Here is a 21869-nt window from a genome sequence, read left to right as displayed (position 1 = left end):
TCGACTGTATTTCATCTCCCGCTGTATCAGAAACTATCCATTCTTAACAGAGGATTCAATACCTCTACGGAAAAAATGATTTATTTGCCGTTGTGATCGCTTTCCGCTATCTTCTCCCTAAAGAAGATTTTATGAACTTCAAAAGGAAGCTGACTGCTGAAATAACTAAGGCGACAAAAAATCTGGTACATATTACAGAAACAGAATTGTTGGAGCATATGGGTTTCCCTGACAACTGAAAAAATATCTCTCGCTATTCTATTTTCCAATAACAAAAAAGGAAGATACCGCCCATGAAACGGCAAAGTATCTTCCTCTTTCTTATTTCTTCCTCCGCTCCATTTCTTCTTCCGCCGCCATCTGCGGCACAGGCTTCCCGCTCTTTCTGGCAATCTCCGCTTGCTTCAGATGGAGCCGATCCAGCACAGAAATCCGTCCTCCAATCTTCCGAGGCTTGTTCGGCAGATTATTCATACGCCCATCAATCATGTTGTAATTCTGCTCTTCCGTAATCTCGGCGCTGCGCAGATATTCCCCGTTTTCGTAGGCTTTCTGCCAGTTTTCCATCACCGGCTTTTTAGTTTTCTCCGGTTCCGGCTCTTTTGCTGGCGGGTGCAGGTACTCCCAAATCTGCTGTTTTACTGTCCCGTCAAAGCCGTGGAAAACATTGTCTGCCACCATATTCCCCGCACTGTCCAGCACCACATTGGCCGCCTGCGCCCCGTAAACGGTGTGTTCCATGAGGAAAAATTCCCACCCGTCTATGATGATACTGTCATAGGCAAGCCAGCTTCCTTCTTTCCCCTCAATATGAAAATCTGTTGTATCATAGGAAATCAAGGCACTGGAGGAACCCAGGCGGAGAAAACCGGCAAGCACAACAAAGCCTTCTTTTTCCACATAATAGGCTGTGATCTCGCCGCCGCTGTTTAAGACCAGCACATCACTGACGCTTAGGCTGTGGCAGGCAGATCTGCGGGGCGGATGCTCCCCCAGGCGCTTCCGGATCGTGTCCGGCTTATCCCCTTTCTTCATCCGTCCCAGGTAAACCTGTTCATAGTTCGCATACCGCACAGGGATATGCTGCTCCTGCAGCGTTTTATAAGAGCGGTAGCGGATCATCCGGTTTTCCGGGATATTCTTCAGTTGGTACAGGGCAAATTGGTTGATCTCCATCACGCTTCCTCCGCCGGTTCCTGCGCATAGGTTTCCAGATCCAGCCGGGAGAACTCCTGATCCGTGAGCTGCTCCATTTTCTTCAGCGTACTGTTGACAAGTGCAAGCATCTCCCCATCTTCCCTGATAAATGGAAGCACCCGGCGGATTTCCTCCATGGTTCCGGTACGGGTATCCTTCTCAAACATAGCCATAACAAAATATTCCTCTTCCTCAAATCGTACTCTCATAACTCCGGTTCTCCTTTCCTGCGCCCCTGGGCTATCTTTTCAGTTTTCTCTCCCTCTTTTTGTACCTGCTGTTCCTGGGCTTTCTGTTTTGCCTGCCTCTCACGCAGCGCCGCAAGGACAGACTGGCGCACCCCGGCAGGCTTCGATGCTTCTGGTTTCTGTACCATGTTCCCCGGTCTGTCCTGTCCGCCCGGTTCTGCCGCCGGCTCTGTCTGCACCGGCTCTTTCCTCTGTTGCTCCTCTGCCAGCATTTTCTCCAGGTCTGCCATGGCTTTCTGCACCAGGGGGCTTTCCTGATAATGGGGAACCAGGTCAATCGCATCTTTCGAGATGCTCCCGGCCCGCATCAGTTCATAATCCCCGTCATACATACTCCCGTCCTCCATCCGGAAGCCGATCCCTTTGATCCCGTTCATCCGCTCCGCCGGGATCTCTTTGTATTTCTGAAAGGCTTCCCTCAGTGTCAGGTTATCGTGATACTCTCCCATCACAGGGAACTCCATGCACTCTGCCACATAGAACGTAATTTTTGCTTCTTCCACCTCCGGCTCATACATAACTTCCGCCCTGCCCGTCTCCTGTGCCTGCTCAATTCTTGTTAACAATTTCTTTGCATTTTCTACATCCTCTGGAAGATCGTCATTCTCCCCCTCGGCAATCTCTGCCACCCATTTCCGTATGGACTCTGCTTCTCCGGAAACAAGATCAGCATAAATCATTTTCACATTTTCTTCCCTGTCCTCAACTGTATCCCGGTATTCATACAGATCAAATTCGTTTAGAAACTGATCAATATCATATGCCAGCTTCTTCAATTCTTTATCATCCAGATATTTCTCCGCATTTTTCATATATTCTTCCATAGTATAGGTTCGATTCTCAGATACTGGGGTAATATCCAGCGGAATCCCTGCAATCGTCATTCCAGCTTTATGAAGGACCGAGAAAAAATCATCTTCCCGGATATTTCCTGTGTAGAAAAGAACCACATCCAAATCAGAACCATTGTTGAATAATCCCGCTCTTGTGCGGCTGCCATAAACACGGGCAGCGTTTAGTTTTACTTCATCCTCCAGTCCCATATCCTCAAGCTGTGCCTGTGCGTAACACAACACCGTTTCCTCTATTGCTGAACGGCTCATATCACCCAGCGCTTTTTCTTTTTCTGTTATACCGGAAGTTAATGGCATTTCTATTTTCCCTTGTATTTCTCGCTGCCCTACCTCTGTTACTGCCTCCATAAAGTCGTTCCAACAAACCACATGACACTGAGCTAACATAATCTTTTCTTCATTAAGGAGAGCTTCCACCGCCTCTTGAATAGAAATATCCGTGTTCTCATAAGATCCTCCGTCCAGTTCCCGGTATTTCCGATCATAAAACGTATAATCAAACCAGCCCTCTGCGGATGTCTGAATATAAAAGTAACCTTTCATCGATGGAAGTTCATACACGATATTGGTATCTTTATTATCAAGATAAAACTGCGCATGGTTATACGCATCTGCCACTTCATCATTTATCCATTTTCCATCCAATGAAGCCTTTTTCACATCCTCCACATTTTCAATCCCATTCTCACATTTGAGCAGCGTCATTCTGGAAGTAACAGGCTCCCGGCTTTCCATCCCCAACCGTTTGTCCAGATGGTTTGGTAACAGGTGATACGCCTGAATTGCGTCATCTAGGTTTTCAAAATACTGATATTCCCTCTCCGCTTTTATTCCATAGGCATCATTCACCACATAGAACTGCTTGATAAACGGCTCTGGCACTTTCTCATAGAGATATTCTGTGATCGCTTCCATAGCACCATCGTCAAATCCATGCTCCAGATCCTCCGCCACCAGCTTCCCGTCTGCATCCACAATAATCCCTGCCACCTTATCGCCATACTCGTCATGCTCCATCCGGAAAAAAGTCTCCCCGGCGATTTCCTTCACTTCTGCCGTGTGCCAGGTGCCAAAATGCCCCTCTACCAAAAGCCCTTTTGTCTCCGGGCCAATCTGTCCTTCCCGTTTTTCTTTCTCCAGTTCCTTCATTTCATTCCGGGCAAGGCCGATAAAACCGTCCAGCACTGCTGGATGGCTCGTTACCACATAATCGGCATTGAGATCCATCCCACGGCTGATATTCTCCGGGATTTTGAAGCGATCCGCCCATTCTTTTATCTCTCTTGAAAACCGCCCGTCCGATTTGAGGTGCTGGACGGTACAGGCCAGCACGAAGGACACCCGCTCTGCCCCATATGTCTCCACCACATCTGCCGCAGCTTCATGTGCCAGATGATACCCGTCAAAGTGGCTGTCAATCGCTTCTTCAATCGCTTTCTTACAGTCCAGATTCAGCTTCCGTGAATCCAGGTAAGCGTCTGCGTTTCTATGTTCCATAGCGTAAGTAAGATCCGACAGATAGAGCGGCGGATATTCTTTTATCTGGCTTTCCAGCAGTTTCTTTCTCTGTGCATCAAATTCCGGAAGATCCTGATACCCAAAGCTGTCCACATAGTAGGCGGTCAGCTCCTTATCTTTTTTCAGGACGACCACATCACTCACCGACAGGGAATGCCCGGTATAGTCTGCCGGATGGTCTGTATTGAATTTTGTATACAAGGCTTCCAGGGTATCCCCTTCCTGCAGTTCATCTCCGTAAACGAACTGATAATCAGCGCCGTCCACAGTGATTCCCTGTTCCTGCAGGTAAGCCATTCCCATAAAACGATAATCCGTCCCGTCCCTGTCCTCACGGAGCTGATAAATCCCATATCTGTCCTGCGGTTCTTCAAAAAGTGCGTTTTCCTGATGCCGCTGTGCCTCCCGCCGGATTTCCTGCATCCGCTCTATCATCTGGTCGATAAATTCCCCGGACACCCGGCGGATCGTATCCATAGAAGATCGGAGTTCTTTCATATCCCTGTCGCTGCTCCACCCGGCAATATAAGGGAAAGAATATTCTGACGTATCCAGACCGAAATACTGGCAAACCGTATAGGCCACGCTTTCCGCTTCTACTTCCCTTGTCAGCTTATCTTTTTTCTCGCCCATTTCCTCCATAACGTCCCTGTCATGGAGCTTTGCATGGGTAACTTCATGGATACCGGTTTTCATGGTCTGGCTTTCACTCATGCCATTCTGAATCACGATTTCTTTATCTATACTGCTGTAAAATCCCTTTGCCCCGCTCTCAATCTCGTCAAAACGGATCGGTACCGGGGAAATATCCCGGATCGCCTGCATAAATATCTCATAGTTTTCCACACTTCCCATCAGCTCCGGCGTAGCCAGTTCCGGAAGCGGCTCCCCGTCCGTCTGGGATACGTCAAAAACTGTGGTGATCCGAAAGCGTGGGATCGTATATTCCACTTCCTCCATCTCCGGCGTTCCGTCCGGCTTCAGCACCGGCTCCAACGTCGCCGGATCAATCTTCTCCACTTCTTCCTTTTCCCGGATCGGCGCAGGGGCAATGATCTGGATGCCTTTCTCCCCACGCCGCACCTGCCGGTGGAACTTTTTCTGCCATGCCTGATAACCGGCCACTAAAGTTGCATCCGGTTTCTGCAGATGGATCAGGAGCGTATTGTTAAAGCTATAACTGTGGAATTGGGACATGGTTTTTAAATATTCCATGTACATTTCTGATGTGAAAATCTCTTTGACACCCTGTTCCAGCCGCTCCGTGATCTCCTTCATTCTCTGGTTCCTGTCTTTTTCTGCCATACTGCCCTCCTTAAAGCCCCCGCCGCCTGCCACGGCGGGAACGTTCTGCTTTTCTTTCCTTTATAACTGCGGTTCCAGTTTTCTCTCATTTTTCACTATTTTCTGCTGTCCGGCGGCGATCCGCTCCTGGACTTCTTTCAGTTTTCCAAGCACCGACGGCCTGCGGCGGGTGTCCGCCACAACCGCTTCCTCCGCCACCCTGCCGGCATAGTTCACCGGGCTCCTCGCAAGGTCAGCCGCCACTGTCACATCCTCTGTCCCAAGGGCTTCTGAGGGGCCTTTTTCGTCCATATTTAACAGGGAATTTAACTCTGCCAGCCGCTCCGACTTCTCAGTCAGCTCCTGTTCTTTCTCAAAAGGCTTTGCCACTTCCTCTTTCGCTGTCTCTAACTGCTGCTGTAAGGTTTCCAGCTTCTGCTGTGTCTCCGCCGCTTTCCTTTCTATGCCGGATAAAGCGTTGCTGATCCTCTGCAGGTTCCCCAGGGCGTCCTTTCCAATCTCCACTTTATAGCTGCACTGGCGTTTCAGCGTCACCATATATTTCTGGTTAAAGCTGTCAAACTCCGCACTCATCTGAAAACCGTAAAATTCCCCGATCTGCCCGGAGGTTTTCACCGCCTTTAATCCGGTGCAGGCGGCGATCAGTGCCGTCCCTGCTTCTTTCCTGTCGGTGTATTCCTTGCCGCCAATCGTTATGGAAAACTCGTCTTTTTCCCTGCCTTTTTCCAGGAGCGGCTTCACCGCCTGGAAGTCTGCTTTCAGCCCCTCCAGCCGCTCTTTCGCCGCTGTAATCTGCATGGGATAATTCTTCGCTATATCCTCCTCCAGACGGTACTTTTGGCTGGTGTGGTTGGCTTTCATCAGCTTTAACTTGCTCACCTGAATATCCAGATCCATCTTTTCCTTGATATAGGGATTTCCCGTAGCCAGAGCCTTGATTTCCGCATAGGAAAGGGCCGCATCGTCCACATCCTCACAGGCACGGACAGGGCTTTTACTCGTCATAATCTGGCTGATAAACTTCTGCTTATTCTCCAAAATCTGCCACATATAGGCATCGAAAGTGTTTTCTGTCACATACCGGAAGATCTTTACTTTCTTATTCTGGTTTCCCTGCCGGAGAATACGCCCCTCCTGTTGTTCCAGATCTGCCGGTTTCCAGGGGCAGTCCAGATGATGGAGGGCAATGAGCCTGTCCTGGATATTTGTGCCTGCCCCCAGCTTTGGCGTAGATCCAAGGAGAATGCGCACCTTCCCGGAACGCACCTTTGCGAACAGTTCCGCTTTTTTTGCCTCTGTACCTGCTTCATGGATAAAAGCAATCTCCTCCCTGGGGATACCTCTTGCCACCAGTTTTTCCCGCACGTCATCATATACATTAAAAGTGCCGTCATTCTTCGGTGTGGAAAGGTCGCAGAAAATAAGCTGGGTAGAACGGTTCTGTGCGGTTTCCTGCCAGATGTCAAAGGCATTTTTTACACAGCGGTTTACCTTGCTGTCCGGGAAATCCGGGAGCATATCGTTGATGAGCCGCTGATCCAGGGCGCACTTTCGTCCGTCATTGGTGATCTTGAGCATGTTGTCTTCACGAGGCTCCACCAGGCCGGAGCGCACCATCTCCGCCCGGTCAGCAAAGGTACTGACCAGATCTTCCTGCTCTGGACTGGGCTTCAGCACCTCATTGATATACTCCGCTTCCGGCACCGGAAGGTGGAGCATATCCGCTGTCTGAATGTCCGCTGACTCTTTAAACAGGGAAATCAGCTCTGGAAGATTAAAAAAACGGGCAAACCGTGTTTTTGCACGGTAGCCCGTCCCTTCCGGCGATAATTCAATCGCCGTCACTGTCTCCCCAAAAGCGGCGGCCCAGGAATCGAAATGCCCTAGCCCCATCGCCTGGAGGGTGTCATATTGTAAGTAGCGCATAATGGTATAAAGCTCATAAGGTAGGAAACGCCACGCCATACTTCCTTTCGTCCGTGGTCTTGGCGTAACCCCCTCCAGAACCGTGCTTACACCTCTCGATGTACACGGCTCGCCATCTTTCATAGTTTAAGTGATTTTGTCTTTGCTTCTTCGTAGCATTTCGGGCAGAGAGCCAATGACTTCCGCCTTTTCAGTAACATCAGTTCATCAAATTCATTATCAGCGTTCAAATCTTTTAAGCGCTTTACATGGTGCATATACACTTTCACGGGGTTTGCTCCGCACATCTCGCATTGTCCGCTTTTTAAACGTCCTGCAAGACTATTCGGTTTTATCTGCCCTCTGTATTTCGGCATAATGTCTACAAATTCAGGTGCGATATTGTTATTACGCCTAAATCCTTCATTGTAAAACTCACACCGCTTTGTTCCACTCTTGGTTTTGTAATCTGCGCCAAAGTCGCCCTTTACGCTACGGTATTTCTTATACATCTTCATAACAGAAGAATTATATTTTGCCGCCAACGTCTTTAAACAGCTTCCACGCATGATAGAATGAAATTTCCCCAGATTGCATACATTGATTGCTAACCTGTAATAATTGTACAATCCTCTGATTTCAGAATTATATTTACTGATGATTGCCACATCGTCTAATGGCATAAGCGCCCCTCTGTGGAGTGGCTTCCAAATCTCTTTGCCGTTTTCGTCTTTTTTGATTTTAAACGCACCGTATTCGTGCAGTTTCGCAATCCATTTTTCTTTCGGCATATATAACTGCACTTTTCCATACCACACCCGTTGCAGACCTTTTTTCGTCCGCTTTGTGTCCTGACTTCTTGATATTCTTATGTCGTATCCAAGATACCGCACCTTTTCAGAGGAATGGGTAACGTGAGTTTTCTCCTCCGACATTGTGAGATTTAGCTTGTCTTTTAGAAATATCTTTACCTGTTCCTTGATATTTTCAGCATCCTGCTTTGAACCTGTTATTGAAATCAGGAAATCGTCAGCGTAACGGTTGTATTGAAGTCTTTTGTAATTCTCATCCATCTCGTCTAAATGTGGTGTGGACAACATCACTTTCCTTGCTTCTTTAAATGCTGCTAGGTTTGCTTCTGTGCGCTCTATTTCCAGATTTTTCTGCGCTTTCCGATAAGCCCAGCGTACCTTATCATGGTCTTTGTGGACTTTACGGCTTCTTGTATCGCCTTTGTCAAAACTCTTTTTCATCCTTGCCATGAACTCATCAAGTTCATTCAGATAGATGTTGGCAAGTATCGGACTGACACCGGAGCCTTGTGGACTGCCGGAGTACGTTTCATGGTATGTCCACTGTTCCATATATCCTGCCCTTAGAAACTTCCACATCAGCGATATGAACGCTTCATCTTTTATGCGCTTTCTCAAAAGCTGTATTGTGATATGGTGGTCGAAGCTGTCAAAACAAGCCTTAATGTCTCCTTCGATTATCCACTTTGCACCAGTGAACAGCGTTACGATTTCTTTTAACGCTGTGTGGCAACTTCTTTTCGGTCTGAAACCATGTGAATTATCAGAGAATGTCGGCTCATAGATTGCTTCAAGTATCATACGGACAACTTCCTGTAACAGTTTATCGTCCGTTGACGGAATCCCCAATGGGCGCTTTTTACTGCTGTTTTTCTTCGCAATATAAACACGCCTTGCAGGGTTCGGCTGGTATGAGTGGTCTCTCAGCTTCTGAATGAGCTTTTCAATGCGCTCCATGCTCATACCGTCAAGAGTGAATCCGTCTGCACCTGCCGTCATGCTCCCCTGAGAGGTCGCAATATTCTGGTATGCAAGCAGATAGAACTCTGGGTTGTACAGGTTACGGTATAATCTCTCGTACCTGTACTCTTTGTTTTTTGCTTTTTCACTTAAACTTTTCAATACATTTTCGGGACTTCTCATAATGCCTCACGCACCTTTCCTTATTATTTGTATTGAAGAAAGACTGTCTCCCTTCGCCATGTGGACGGCTTTCCCGTCCTCGGACTACTACGGAGACTCTGTTGCCATAGTAAATATTCAGAGTCACTTTTCTCATAGCACTCATAGCCGATTTTCGGCATTTTACCTTAGGCAATCCCCGTTTAGAACTGTAATAACATAAGCCTGTTATGATTTCGGATGTGACGTTCGTCGTTTTCCATTATCCTATGGCTGATTTACTCTGGGTATCTTGTGGATACGCATGGCCGACTCATATCCACCAGAGTACATGCGAGTATAACTTCCTTACGCATGGAGCAACATTTTGCCCAATCTCCGACTGTCATTCAGGCAGTTTAGCTTTCATCCTTATTCATAACTTTTCGCCACTACCACGCAAACACTTTGGAAGTTTCCGTGTTTCGTGCCCTCCGACATGCTACACTCCCCATCGGGTTTCCCCTTTTGGATAAGTCGGGTGACGATAGGGTGCGGATTATTCCGCTTTGATACCTTGCCCTATTACTTGCTCAAGGTAAGATTATTACAGCCCCTTACGGGCGCACCACCATACTGTTGGAAACAGGCGTCCCTGTGGCAAACGTCACCCCACGCCCGCCGGTGATCTCATCTAAATACTGGCACTTAGCGAACATATCTGAGCTTTTCTGTGCGTCCGTCTGTGCGATCCCCGCAATATTCCTCATTTTTGTATAAAGAAAAAGGTTCTTATAAAAATGGCTCTCATCCACAAACAGCCGGTCTACCCCTAGCTGCTCAAACGTCACCACATCATCTTTCCGGCTCTGGTCGTTGAGGCGCTCCAGTTTTGTCTCCAGGTTCTTCCTGGTCTTTTCCATCTGCTTTACCGTATAACGGCTCCCTTCCTGTTCCGCAGCTTCCTCTATAGCCATGGTGATCTCGTCGATCTGCTTTTCAATGGACATTGCCTGTCGCTCCCTGGACAGGGGAATCCGCTCAAACTGGCTGTGCCCGATAATGATAGCATCATAATCCCCGGTGGCGATCCGGGAACAGAACTTCTTCCGGTTGGCCGGCTCAAAATCTTTCTTTGTCGCCACCAGCACGTTGGCGTTTGGATAAAGCCGCAGGAAGTCGCTTCCCCATTGCTCGGTCAGGTGGTTCGGCACCACATACAGGTTCTTCTGCGACAGTCCCAGCCGCTTACTCTCCATGCCGGCAGCGATCATCTGAAAAGTCTTGCCTGCGCCCACGCAATGGGCAAGCAGCGTGTTATGCCCGTAAAGGATATGGGCAACAGCGTTCTTCTGGTGGGGCATCAGCGTAATCTCCGGTGTCATCCCGGCAAACTGGATATGGCTGCCGTCATACTCACGGGGCCGGATACTGTTGAAAAGCTCATTGTATTTCCTGCACAGCGTCTCCCGCCTGTCCATATCCCGGAAGATCCATTCCTTAAATTCCTCCCGGATCATCTCCTGTTTCTGCTGCGCCAGCATAGTTTCTTTCTTATTGAGGACTCGCTTTTCCGTGCCGTCCTCCTGCACCGTATCATAAATCTTTGTGTCCCGCAGGTTTAAGGCATCTTCCAACAAACGGTAAGCATTGGCCCGCTGGGTGCCATAAGTGGCCGTCACACGGAGATTGCGGTAGTCCGCATTTTTCCCGCTCACATTCCACTGGCCGTTGACCGGGGCATACTTCACCTCGATCTGCCGTCCAAGCAGATAATCCGGTGTGCCAAACAGTTCCCCCATAAACTGGGTGATATACGCCGGCTCGATCCAGGTAGCGCCAAGGCGTACCTCGATTTCTGACGCATCCAGATCTTTCGGCTGCACCCGCTCCAGCGCCTGCACATTGATGGCATATTCCGGATGATTTTTCGCAAATGTTCTGGCTGTCTCCAGCTTCTCCCGCACATTTCCGGATAGGTATTCATCCGAGGTCTCCCAGCTTTCTGTCACCGGGTTTTTAAAGATCACCCCGGCCAGTTCCTCCGCCACTTCTTCCTCTGTTTTCCCGGAAAGCTGTGCCATAAAAGGCACGTCCACTTTGGCCCGTTCCCCGATAGACACCGCCAGGGCTTCGCTTGCCGTATCCACGGATGTTACCGCCTCCGGCTTCCGGATCGTCCGTTTGGTAAAGATGTCGGCTTTCCGTTTCAGGTTCCCTTCTTCGTCCAGGATCTCCAGGGAAGAGAGCAGGCAGTAGCTGCTGTCCTGGGAAAAGGCCCGCTTGTTGGCATTGCTGCTGATCAGCCCGTATCTCCCAGTAAACTTATCGTATGTCTGATTTAGCTTTTCCTGAAGGGCATGGACTTTTTCGTCACTTCCGTCCTCTAGCTGGCACTGGAGAAGCTCCTGCGTCAAGTCACGCAGCTCAATCATTCCCAGCACACGCTCCGTTGTCATAGCAGGCAGCTCCATCCGGTTCATCCGGGAATTTTCCCGGTAATACACAACACCGTCCACGTTGGCAAAACTGAAATTTTTAATGGACGGGTCTGCCGGGATGGACGTGTCAATCTCCCCTAAATCAGAATCCTCCAGTTCCATTTCCGTGATCGTGCCGTGGATATGACTGACCGCTTCCTTTAACTGCTCTCCAAGGTCTGCACCTGCTATGGGCTGGCAGACAAGCTGCGGCCCATAGGGGCCGGAAACGATCTTCTGCTCCCCCAGCACCATCTCCGGATGGTTCTGGAAATAGCGGTTGACCGTAATAAAGTTATAGGAGGTTTCTCCCTTGTCATTGGTATATTCTTCCCGCAGGATCTCATCCGCCTGTACCCACTCCGGCACTTCCTTCCCAAGTATCCGGGGAGCGTCCAGTTTCTGCAGGAACAAAATATCCGTGTTCATCCTTGTCCCGGCATTGGCCTGGAACGCATTGTTCGGCAGACGGATGGCTCCCAACAGGTCGCACCGCTGGGCGATATATTCCCTGGAACTTGCGTCTTTCTTGTCCATGGTTCCGCCGCTGCTCCCGTTGGATGTGACAAAAGCGATCACCCCACCGGGGCGCACCTTATCAATGGTCTTTGCGATAAAATAATCATGGACAAAAAATTTCTGCCTGTCATAACGCCGGTCTATGAGCTTATAGCCTCCAAAGGGGATATTCCCTACCGCCACGTCAAAAAAGCCGTCCGGGAACTGGGTCTTTTCAAATCCATTGATGGTAATGTCTGCTTCCGGGTAAAGGAGCTTTGCGATCCTGCCGGAAATGCTGTCCAGCTCCACGCCGTACATCTTCAGGTTATCCATGCCCTCCGGCACAAGCCCCAGGAAGTTCCCGATCCCGCAGGACGGCTCCAACACATTTCCTTTCTCTAAACCCATATTTCCCAGGGCTTCATACATAGCTTTGATCACAACCGGCGGCGTATAAAAAGCGCTTAACGTGGATTCCCGTGCCGCCTTGTATTCCTCCGGGTCAAGCTCCGTATACAGTTCAATAAATTCGTCCGCCCAGGCTTCATTCCGTTCTTCAAAGGCTTCCTGCAGGCCGCCCCAGCCCACATAGCGGGATAGGACTTCCTGTTCTTCCGGTGTGGCGCTTGTCCGCCCTTCTTGCTCGATCTGATGAAGCAGCCGGATAGCGTCCATGTTGGCACGAAACTTATCTTTCGGACTCCCGGTTCCAAGGGCATCATCGGTGATACGGAAATTGACCGCCCTTTCCTGCCGTTCTGCAGCCGGGGCCGGCTCCTTTTTCTCCGGCTCCAGGGGGATATGGTAATACTGCCGGATGGTGTTGATGGTGTCCAGGGACATCACTTCTGTGGTAAGGTGCGAAAGCTCCCGCTTTACCACCGCCTGATTGTCCGTCTCCAGACGTTCCAGTACGTCAAGAATCAACTGCATCTGTTCCGGGGAAAACTCCGGATTTAAAACCGGCGCTATATCCTGCCCTTTTTCAGCAGCGGCATAAATCACATCCATCTGCTCCGGGGAAAACAGTTCAAAAGAGACGCCTGCCTGCTCCATAGTATCCTGAATGTTTTCTTCCATGGCGGCATAGGCTTCGTCCAGTTCTTCATCCGATAAAGTTGCCCCCGGCTGTCCCGGCTTTAAAATCTCTGCTCTCTCTGGCTCCTGTTTTTCTGGTTCTAATTCCGCTTCCTGCCCTGGTTCATCCATTTTCTGTGTCTCCAGAACAGGTGTGTGTGTTTCCTCCTCATTCTCTGCTGCAGTTTCCGGAAGCGTCTCCGCATTTTCTTCTTTCTCCGCCGCAGATTCCGGCGCTTCCGGCTCCTCTATGCCATCCCCCATAAAATCAAAAAGGGACAACTGCTGTCCTGTCCCCTCGATTTCAATCGCTTTCTTTTTCTCCGGGAAAATCGTATAGGTTCCCTCTATATAATCATGGATCACCGAGAGCGTCTCCGCCCGCTCCTCATACTCCGGGAAATCCAGTGGCAGGGCGGCAAGGGCAGCGTCCATCTGCGACACAAGCCTTTCCGCTGTCTCCGGTTCTTCTAAAATCCCCGGCAGGCGTTTCCTGGCATCTTCATTCAGCAGATCCGCCTTAAATGGGCGTTCGATTTCCTCCGGCATACGGGAATAAAAACCAATGACCCTCCTGGCCAGAACTTCCCGCTCATAGGCCGGCATACGGGAATAATCCCCGGCTTTCAGGTACATTCCCTGATCTATGAGCTGCTGGACACGCTTTGCCGCCTGGGGCCATTTCAGCAGTTCCGTGGCTGCTGGCTTTAAATAATCCCCCCGGCAGAGTTTAATGCCTTTCCCGTCATAGTCTGCATGGGAATCATCCGCCCCGCTCAAGGCGTGGCTGCACCCGCCGATCCCATACTGCTCTTTTAAGAAATCCGCCTTTTCCTTTGCAGTTTTCTCCTGGATAAAAAACGCATAAGTGGAAAGCCGCCCGTCAGAGTATGGGCCGCCCCTGGTGAGGAAAACGTCAATCTCATCCTGGGTAATAAAAACCTCATGTTCCTGCCACTGAAATTCCTCCCTGGCCTGGTAAGGAATGGCTTCTTTTGCAAACTTCTGGAACTGTGCCGCCACCTTATCCGGGCGATACCAAGGGAAACGCATCAGCTCTTTGTCCATCTCAAAAGCTTCTGCCAGTCCTGCAAGCCGCTCATTTAAGTCTGCCAGATACTCCGGCTGGTCTAACAAAGCGCTGACTTTTTCTGTTGCCTCCGGGAAACCGCCCCGGAATGGCTCCGTATCCGCAAATACTAATTCCGCTACCCCCTCCGCAAGGTCACGCTCCATATAAAGAAGGGTCTGGGCATGTTCTTTCAGGGCGTTATCCCTTGCTGCATCCAGTACAGACTGCGGGGCATATTCCCCTTGCTTTAATAGTTGTTGAATCCTTCCAGACACATCCTCCCAGGACAAAAATGTTTTATCCAGAATCCGATCATGTACCGTATGCCCCACGGCAATCTGCATCCCCAGCTCGTTATACCAGACAGAATACTCTTTCCCGCCGATCACAAGCCCAATACCGCCCGTACCGTATTCCCGGCGCACAAAATCCGTATATTCCTCCGGCGTCTGCTCCATCATAAAATTATAAATGATTCGCAGATGGCTCCTGTCACGGTTGCCGCCTTTTCTTAAAACTTCATCAATCACATCTGCTGGGATCGCTGTCTCCCCGGCATACAAAGCAGCCTGCCGTTCCTCAATGGTGCGGATCTGCTGTTCTACCGTAGGCAGTTCGGGCAAAGAAAAAGCAGAGGCTGCTTCTTCCTCTGCTTCACTCAAATCCTGTTCGGTTGTTTCTTTGCTTAGCTGTATACCAATTCCGTCAGCACGGTTTCCTCCGCCATCTGTGTCAGGCTGTTCATGTGTGCTGTCCACGCCATCTGATCTGTCTCTTTGTCTGGAGCCGGATACTTCATAAGCAGCCTTTCCATCATGTTCTCCATCCGATTCTGCGCTGCCTGCTCGATCTCCTGCAGGTGGCTGTCCAGCTTCCCGCTCATCAGCAGGCTCTGGTACAGGTTCTTCTTGTATTCTTTCAGGTATGTCCTCCGCAGCATCCCGTATTTCCCGATGGTCTGCGGTTCCTCCTGAAGCGTCAGGTTCGGAAACAGGTAATCTCCCTTGCGGTGATAGGTCAGTTCCATTCGTTTTCCCTCCTTCATCATTTTCACTTTCACGAATTAACGTGTTAAATTTATTATAAAGTACTTCCTTCTTTTTTGCAACTGTTTTTTCTGGTTTTCCATGGGATTCTTCCGCCTGCTTTCTCCATTCTTCCAATTCCGCCTGCCGGATCGTCCGTCCAATATCACGGAGTATCGGTTCCACAAGCTGGCTGGTGGCATTTCCCAGGAAAGCCAGGACAGACAGATCATTATAATCTGTAATGCTTGAGAAATCCGCTTCCTCCAGGTATTCCATAGGTTCTAACCCACAGCGCCGTGCCAGGGAATAAAAAGCGCTGTTTGCAAGAAGGGTACGGAACTCCACCCGGATGGTATCGTCATCCAGCCCTTCCAGGAATGTACCGGGGATGGCATACCCTATGCCGTCCATGGCTTCCTCCAGGCTGTCAGCTGCCATCTCCTCCGCAATCTGCCGCAGCGCTGCAGCCAGGTCAGAAGCCCCGTCTCCATCCAGCCCATAAGTATCTGCCAGATGGTTCAAAATCATTTCCTGCTGTTCTTCTTTCATCCGCCACAGGTACGGCGTCTTGCCGCCCCTTACCGGGTGGGTGTCTGATACGTCAAATACATACCGCAGGGCACGCCTCGGCCCGGTGTCGTCGATCAGGGCGATCCCCTTCGCTCCCCGGTTTACCCACCGGCGCATCTTCTCATTCCACACTTCCAGCTCCGCACAGGCCGTTGCGTCCGGACGCTGGGCGTGGATCAAAAGAGTATCTGAGAACGGATAGCGGTAGAGTCTGGAAGCCGTGTCCAGATACCCCATCCAGTCCCGTGGGGAACCGCTGACTTCTTTTGCCGTCTCCCGTGCCAGGAAACGGATGTCATTGATTTTTGCCATGTAGATCCTCCTGTAAATCATAAATTATCCCTGTATGGCGCTGGCTGGGGCGTCTGCTTCATACAGGTAAAAACTGTCTTGCCCCTCTTGTATAATCCCGCCCTCCCCGGTTCCCTGCCGGGGAGGATTTTCATTTTTTGTTTTTCTTTTTCGGGAACTCCAGGCGGAAACTGGCTTTTCCTTCTTCCGTATCCAGGCAGAGATACGCCGCAAAGGTTCTTCCCTTCTTCTGGGAATACAGATCCGGCACATACGTCCGCCCATCCTTTAAAAGCTCCGCCGCCATCTTTTTATCCATCCTTTTCTTCATCCCGGACAGATACCGGTTCTCTTTCCAGAGGGCAAAGGCACACTCACGGCTGCCACAGAAGAAGTTTCTCTTGCTTTCATAGACCGGGCTGCCGCACACCGGGCAGACGCCGATCTGCTCTCTGGGATAAAAACGGTTTTGCTCCTCCACGGACAATTCCCCGCACTCCAGAAGCATCCGGTCAATCAGTTCCTCAATGCCGTCCAGGAACTCCTGTCCGGGAAGCTCCCCTCTTTCAATCTGGAGCAGGCGGTTCTCCCACTCCGCAGTCATGGCGGCTGACCGCAGATACTCCGGAAGCACCGAGATCAGGTCTGCCCCGTCCTGGGTAGCCAGAAGCTGTTTCCCTTTTCTTACGGCATAACCAGAAGATACCAGTTTTTCAATAATGGACGCCCTGGTTGCCGGTGTGCCAAGCCCTTTTTTCTCTGTTTCCGCATCAAACTCCCGGTTTCCGGCAGTCTCCATGGCAGATAACAGGGTATCCTCGCTGTAGGGTTTCGGCGGTGTTGTAAAATGCTCGGATACGCTTACCGTAACCGGATGGAACGTCTGGCCTTCTACCACATCAGGAAGGAAAAATTCCTCCCCTTCTTTCCGGCTTTTTACGCCTAAATGCTTACGGAACTCTGCTTCTATCGCTTTCCATCCTATTTGCTGAATGACTTTGCCTTTTGCCGTAAATATTTCCCCGGCACAGGATACAGTGATCTCTGTTTCCTGATAAATGTATTTCTGCGCCCCGGCACAAAGCAGCCGGACACTGATGAGCTGAAGGATGTCCTGTTCCCCTTTGGACAGCTCCTGCAGCTCATATGCCTTTAGCTCTGCCGTGGGGATAATCGCATGGTGATCTGAGACTTTGCTGTTATCCATCATGCGCTCTACGTCCGGCTCCAGCGGATAGAGAGAAGAAAAGCCATATTTCTCACACGCCATTGCAACCGCCTGCCGTGCAGTCTGCCCCATATCCTCTGTCAAATACTGGCTGTCTGTCCGGGGATATGTCACCAGTTTTTTTTCATAAAGGCTCTGGGTAAAGTCCAGTGTCTCCTTTGCCGTATAGCCAAAATAACGGTTGCTCTCCCTCTGGAGCGTGGTCAGATCATACAGCTTCGGCGGAGAAACAGCCTTTTCCGTTGATACGCAGGATTCCGCCACGGCTGTCCCGCCCTCACAGGCTTCCTGCAGCCGCCGGACTTCTCCGGTGTCAAACAGCTTCTCTTTTACCGCCTCCAGCCCGCCGCAGTCGAAATGGAGGTTATAGTATTTCTCTTTCTGGAAATGGGTGATCTGCTCTCCCCGTTCCACCAACATTGCCAGGGTAGGCGTCTGTACCCGTCCTACTACCAGGCGTTTAAAATATTTCGTGGTGTAAGCCCTGGTAGCGTTCATCCCAATGAGCCAGTCCGCTTTCGCACGGCAGACCGACGCTTCGTAGAGGTTCCGGTATTCTGCGCCGTCTTTCAGGCAAGAAAATGCCTCCCGGATAGCAGAATCCTCCATAGAACTGATCCAGATCCGCTTGATGGGCAGACGGCTTCCGGACAGTTCATAAACCCGGCCAAAAATCAGCTCCCCCTCACGTCCGGCGTCACAGCCGTTGACCACATACTCCACATCCTTCCGGTTCAGCAGCTTCTTTAAGACTGCAAACTGCGTCTTTTTATCTTTCGCCACAGCCAGCCGCCATTCATCCGGCAGGATGGGAAGGTCAGTAAATTCCCACTTCTTATACTTTTCCCCATAGTCCTCCGGCGGCACATACTCCGCCAGATGCCCCAGGCACCAGCTCACCAGCCATCCGTTTCCTTCCAGATAGCCTTCCTGACGCTTCTTAGCCCCTAATACTTTCGCATAGGCCAGGGCCACGCTGGGTTTCTCCCCTAAAACCAAATACATCGGATACTCCTTTCCGGCTTTCGCCTGTATGAGAAAGGGCAGCCAATTCCCTGGCTGCCCCCTTCTAATACCTTTGCTTTCATCAACACTTATGCTTTATTATTTTCTTCCTCTGTGGAACCGTCCTCTTCCGGCTGATCTTCATTGACGTAAGTACCGCCGTCATAGAACTCCAAGTCCTCCCCGTCCTCCTGAGACTCCTCTTTCTTCGGCTTCACAACCTTAAAATAATAGCCGGCTCCAATCGCTCCCGCAGCCAGGACGCCAACTGCCAGGAGCGCCCCGGTATTCCTGCCGTCCTCCTCTTTCGGCTGTACCGGTTCTGATCCGGTTTCGCTCTCCGTCTCGCTTTCTGCCAACGCTTCCGTCTCCGGGATCACCACCTGAGGCACTTCTTCCGTCTTTGTCTCATCCAGAAACTCCGCCAGATCATTTTCATCCACCATGGAGAGCATATAGACATTTTCCGTATTGCTGGATCGGTCTAGCACTAAAAAGAACGTGTTTCCATTTTTTGTCTGTATCGTCAGAAATTCTTTCGTTCCATCCCCCGTCTTATCATCCAGCACTTCCCCGTTTCCCGGAATGGAAAAAGGCGTTTCCCCGCCCTGTGTTTCCTCCTGGGGCGTCCCTTCCGTCTGCCCCGCAGCCTCCTGCTCCGGGATCACTGTCCCTTCGTTTTCTGATATCGGTTCTGTGGCTGCCTCTGTCTGCTGTGGGTCTGGCACATAAGCAAAAGCTGTCGTGGCGGTGGAGGAAAAGATGCCTCCCGCCACCGCAAGCGCCATTACCCAGCGGTTAAATTTCTTCATGCTTCCTGTCCTCACTTTCCGGCGCTGTCTCCTGCGCCTTTTCTTCCATATCTTCTTCCGGCTCTATGCCGTCTTTCCCGTCTGTTTCTTCTGGCCCCTCTGCCATGATGGGAATAGAAACTGTCCCATCCTGAATCCCTTCCAGAAGCTCTAACATCTGGTGGCTGTCCAGCTTCATGGAGCGGATGGTTTTTATAATCTCCTCATTCTCAAGCTGTTCTGCCAGCAGTTTCAGTTCTTTTAAATGTTCCTGCCACTCGTCGATCTTCTTCTCCGTTTTCTGGATCTCATCCAAAACCCGGTGCAGCTTCCGGTTCATGCCTTACACCTTCCTTCTAAAAAAAATTTATCCATGGATGCGTCCAAAGGCCAGGAAATGCTCCTGCCAGTAGGACGATGCTATACTGGTATACTGGATAGGGTTCCCGCAGTGGATCATCATGTTATCGCCCACATAGATCCCCACATGGCTTGCCCCCGGCGTATCGTAAGTCCCCTGGAAAAAGACCAGGTCTCCCGGCTTTGCTTCCGACGTGGAAACCTGGGAACAGTATCCCATCAATCCGTCTGTAGTCTGCCTGCCGATATTCCAGCCATTGCCGCAGTTATTGATCACCCAGCTCACGAAGCCTGAACAATCGAAACTGGTAGACGGGGAACTGCCGCCCCACACATAGGGATACCCCAGATACTTTTCCGCCTCATGGATCATGTTGGCAAATTTCTGGTCGGTCAGGGCTTCTGCCGGAATCTCATAGCCAAAATCACCACCCCCGCCTGGAAGGGTTTCTGTATCGAACAGATAATCCCTGTTTCCATATGTGCCGTTATACAAGTCATACCGGCCTTCCTCATTCTCATCCATCAGCTCCCGCAGCACGGCGTCCAGCCCATGGTTAGTGAGTGTCACATCCAGACGGTTCACTTCCTGTGTGGTTGTCACTTCCACTTCCTGGCTTCCATTATCGTCCGCAATATAAGCTTCCCAGGTCTGGTGCCCGTGGGCAGATGCAGCGGCATGGTCGCTGTAATATACATCAAACTGTACCCCGTACCGGGCGAAAGCACCCGTATCCTCCACCACATACTCTACGCCATTCATAATGACTTTTGTTCCTATTGGCACAAAAGGATTAGAAGCATCCACGGCAATGGTATGGTTGGCTGTGGGATAGACACCACTTGCCGTAGGACCGCCGGCCCATTGCCCGCAGCAGATAGAACAACTGCAGTAACCGCTGGTTACGACCTGCCCCAAGGATTCCCCCACCCGCACCATTTTTGTTTCTGTCACGGTTTCCCGTGTGCTTTCCGTGGCAATGCTGTACTGGCGCTGAAAAATTTCCTCCACTTCATCCTTTACCTGTTCATAGGTAAATTCCCCATATTTTGCAGAAAAGTAAGAAATCAGGTGATACGGGTTGTGAGAGATTTCATCAATCTGATAGCGGTACTCGTCATATCCGGGATAGCGGCTTTCCATGCTGTTGATCTGTTCGTTCAGCGCCGCCTCCAGCGCAGAATACGCATCCTCCACTGCATAAATATCCTCGTCCGTACTCCCATAAGTGGTACTGGCAATGGTAGAAGCCGCTCCACCCTGGATGGAAGCGCCGCAGCTTGCCATCAGGGAAGCGATCATCACAAAGAACAGCATGGCTGCCGCCGCAATGCCCAGGATGCCTTTACTCCTTGCAAACACAGAAGAAGCCACGCTCCTTGCTTTAGAAGCAATGGTCTGCGTGGCTTTTACTGTCCCTGCCGCTGTCTTTTCTCCTTTTTTCGCTGCCCGGTACGCTTTCTGATACTGGCGTTTCTGCCAGAACTTCTGCAGGATTCCCTTTTTGGCCTGCTCTGCGCTCTTTACCGCCTGCGCTGTTATCTCACCGCCTTCCTGTGCTGTCTCATACAGAAGGCTTCTTGTCCCCCTTTCAAGGTAACCGGCTTCCTGAAGGCGGACGTTTCTCTTATGGAGGCCACGGCTTGTCCGGTGCATGGCATAACGGAGGGCGCTTTCTGTCATCAGCTCTGCCCGGTGGACTCCTTCCACGGCAGTGTTTTCCTGCTCTGCTTCATGGGTTTTTCCATGGACGTAAACAGCGGCGGAACCTGCCGCCGCTGAAACTGCCTTCTTTGAAATCCCCATACCGGCCCCACGCACCATGCCGTTTCCTTCATCCCCAAAGGATAAACGCTTCGCCTTCTTCTGTTCTTTCTGGATCTGCTCCCGTTTGGTTTTCCCTTTGATCTCCTCCCGGAAGTCCTCCATGGCGGCGGCATCCTCCGGTTTCCCTCGCCCTTTCCGGGCATACTCCTGCACCAGCTTTTTCTTCCGCAGGTGGGAAACCTCTGACACGGATTCCAACAACACTGACGTATCGGACGGATGCCCCCGGATGTTTCCGGAGCGGAAGGACTGCTCCCGGATACTGTCATGGGCGGCAGATGCCGGATTGTCCTCCCCGGCAGGCTCCGTCTGTCCCGGTTCTGCCGTATTCCCTGTCACAGAACCGGGAAGGATTGCAGGATTAGTTCCGGCTAAATCGCCTGTCTCTACGTTCTCCCTGCCGGCGGCATGAGGAGAAATATCCACTGGCCGCCCTGCCTCCGTCTGATTCTTTAATTTCTGCCTTCGTTTCCTGCCCTCTGATGGTTGCTCCGGCTCTTTCTCCTGCCGGGAGAAGGAAACATCCTCTGCCTGTTTTAGCAGTATCCGTTCCTCCCGCTCCCGGTGGCTGACACGGACAGTCTCCCCATTGTACAGGTTTTCCTCCGTCAGTCCGTCCCGGTTCATCTTGCGGACAGTTTTATCCCTGGCTTTGTATTCCTGATCCTGCATATACAGTTACCACTCCCCATTCTTTT

Annotated in this window: 9 protein-coding genes and 1 pseudogene; all 10 read right to left on the bottom strand. The window is 50.7% G+C overall.

The window, feature by feature from the left end:
* Positions 1-321 precede the first annotated feature (321 nt).
* Positions 322-1176: a YodL domain-containing protein gene (locus EFA47_RS03945; protein WP_122642085.1), complete on the bottom strand. Its 855-nt coding sequence runs from the start codon at positions 1174-1176 to the stop codon at positions 322-324.
* Positions 1176-1406, bottom strand: coding sequence for a transposon-transfer assisting family protein (locus EFA47_RS03940; protein WP_122642084.1), 231 nt, complete (start codon positions 1404-1406; stop codon positions 1176-1178). The genes EFA47_RS03945 and EFA47_RS03940 overlap by 1 nt, the downstream gene beginning before the upstream one ends.
* On the bottom strand, positions 1403-5122 hold the full coding sequence (locus tag EFA47_RS03935) for a DUF3849 domain-containing protein (RefSeq protein WP_122642083.1): 3720 nt from the start codon (positions 5120-5122) through the stop codon (positions 1403-1405). Before EFA47_RS03935 ends, EFA47_RS03940 begins: the two co-directional genes overlap by 4 nt.
* A gap of 60 nt (positions 5123-5182) precedes the next feature.
* Positions 5183-7063, bottom strand: a pseudogene (locus EFA47_RS03930) (helicase-related protein); the annotation flags it as partial.
* Positions 7064-7167: 104 nt separating this feature from the next.
* On the bottom strand, positions 7168-8982 hold the full coding sequence (locus EFA47_RS03925; RefSeq protein ID WP_002576337.1) for a reverse transcriptase/maturase family protein: 1815 nt from the start codon (positions 8980-8982) through the stop codon (positions 7168-7170).
* 575 nt (positions 8983-9557) lie between these two features.
* Positions 9558-15980 (bottom strand): DEAD/DEAH box helicase family protein, encoded by a 6423-nt coding sequence (locus tag EFA47_RS20625; protein WP_122642082.1) that lies wholly within the window; start codon positions 15978-15980, stop codon positions 9558-9560.
* Positions 15981-16110: 130 nt separating this feature from the next.
* Positions 16111-18192 (bottom strand): type IA DNA topoisomerase, encoded by a 2082-nt coding sequence (locus EFA47_RS03910; protein ID WP_070088768.1) that lies wholly within the window; start codon positions 18190-18192, stop codon positions 16111-16113.
* Positions 18193-18281: 89 nt separating this feature from the next.
* Positions 18282-19004 carry a CD1107 family mobile element protein gene (locus tag EFA47_RS03905; protein WP_070088767.1) on the bottom strand — a complete coding sequence of 241 codons (723 nt, stop codon included), beginning with the start codon at positions 19002-19004 and terminating at the stop codon, positions 18282-18284.
* Positions 18991-19323, bottom strand: a complete 333-nt coding sequence (locus EFA47_RS03900; RefSeq protein WP_070088766.1) for a DUF4315 family protein — start codon at positions 19321-19323, stop codon at positions 18991-18993. The genes EFA47_RS03905 and EFA47_RS03900 overlap by 14 nt, the downstream gene beginning before the upstream one ends.
* A 27-nt stretch (positions 19324-19350) precedes the next feature.
* Positions 19351-21843, bottom strand: a complete 2493-nt coding sequence (locus EFA47_RS03895) for a C40 family peptidase (RefSeq protein ID WP_070088765.1) — start codon at positions 21841-21843, stop codon at positions 19351-19353.
* Positions 21844-21869 lie beyond the last annotated feature (26 nt).

Source organism: Luxibacter massiliensis, assembly GCF_900604355.1.
Taxonomy (GTDB): Bacteria; Bacillota; Clostridia; order Lachnospirales; family Lachnospiraceae; genus Luxibacter; species Luxibacter massiliensis.
The sequence above is the reverse complement of the archived record's forward strand: the minus strand, read 5'-3'. Positions and strand labels throughout refer to the sequence as shown.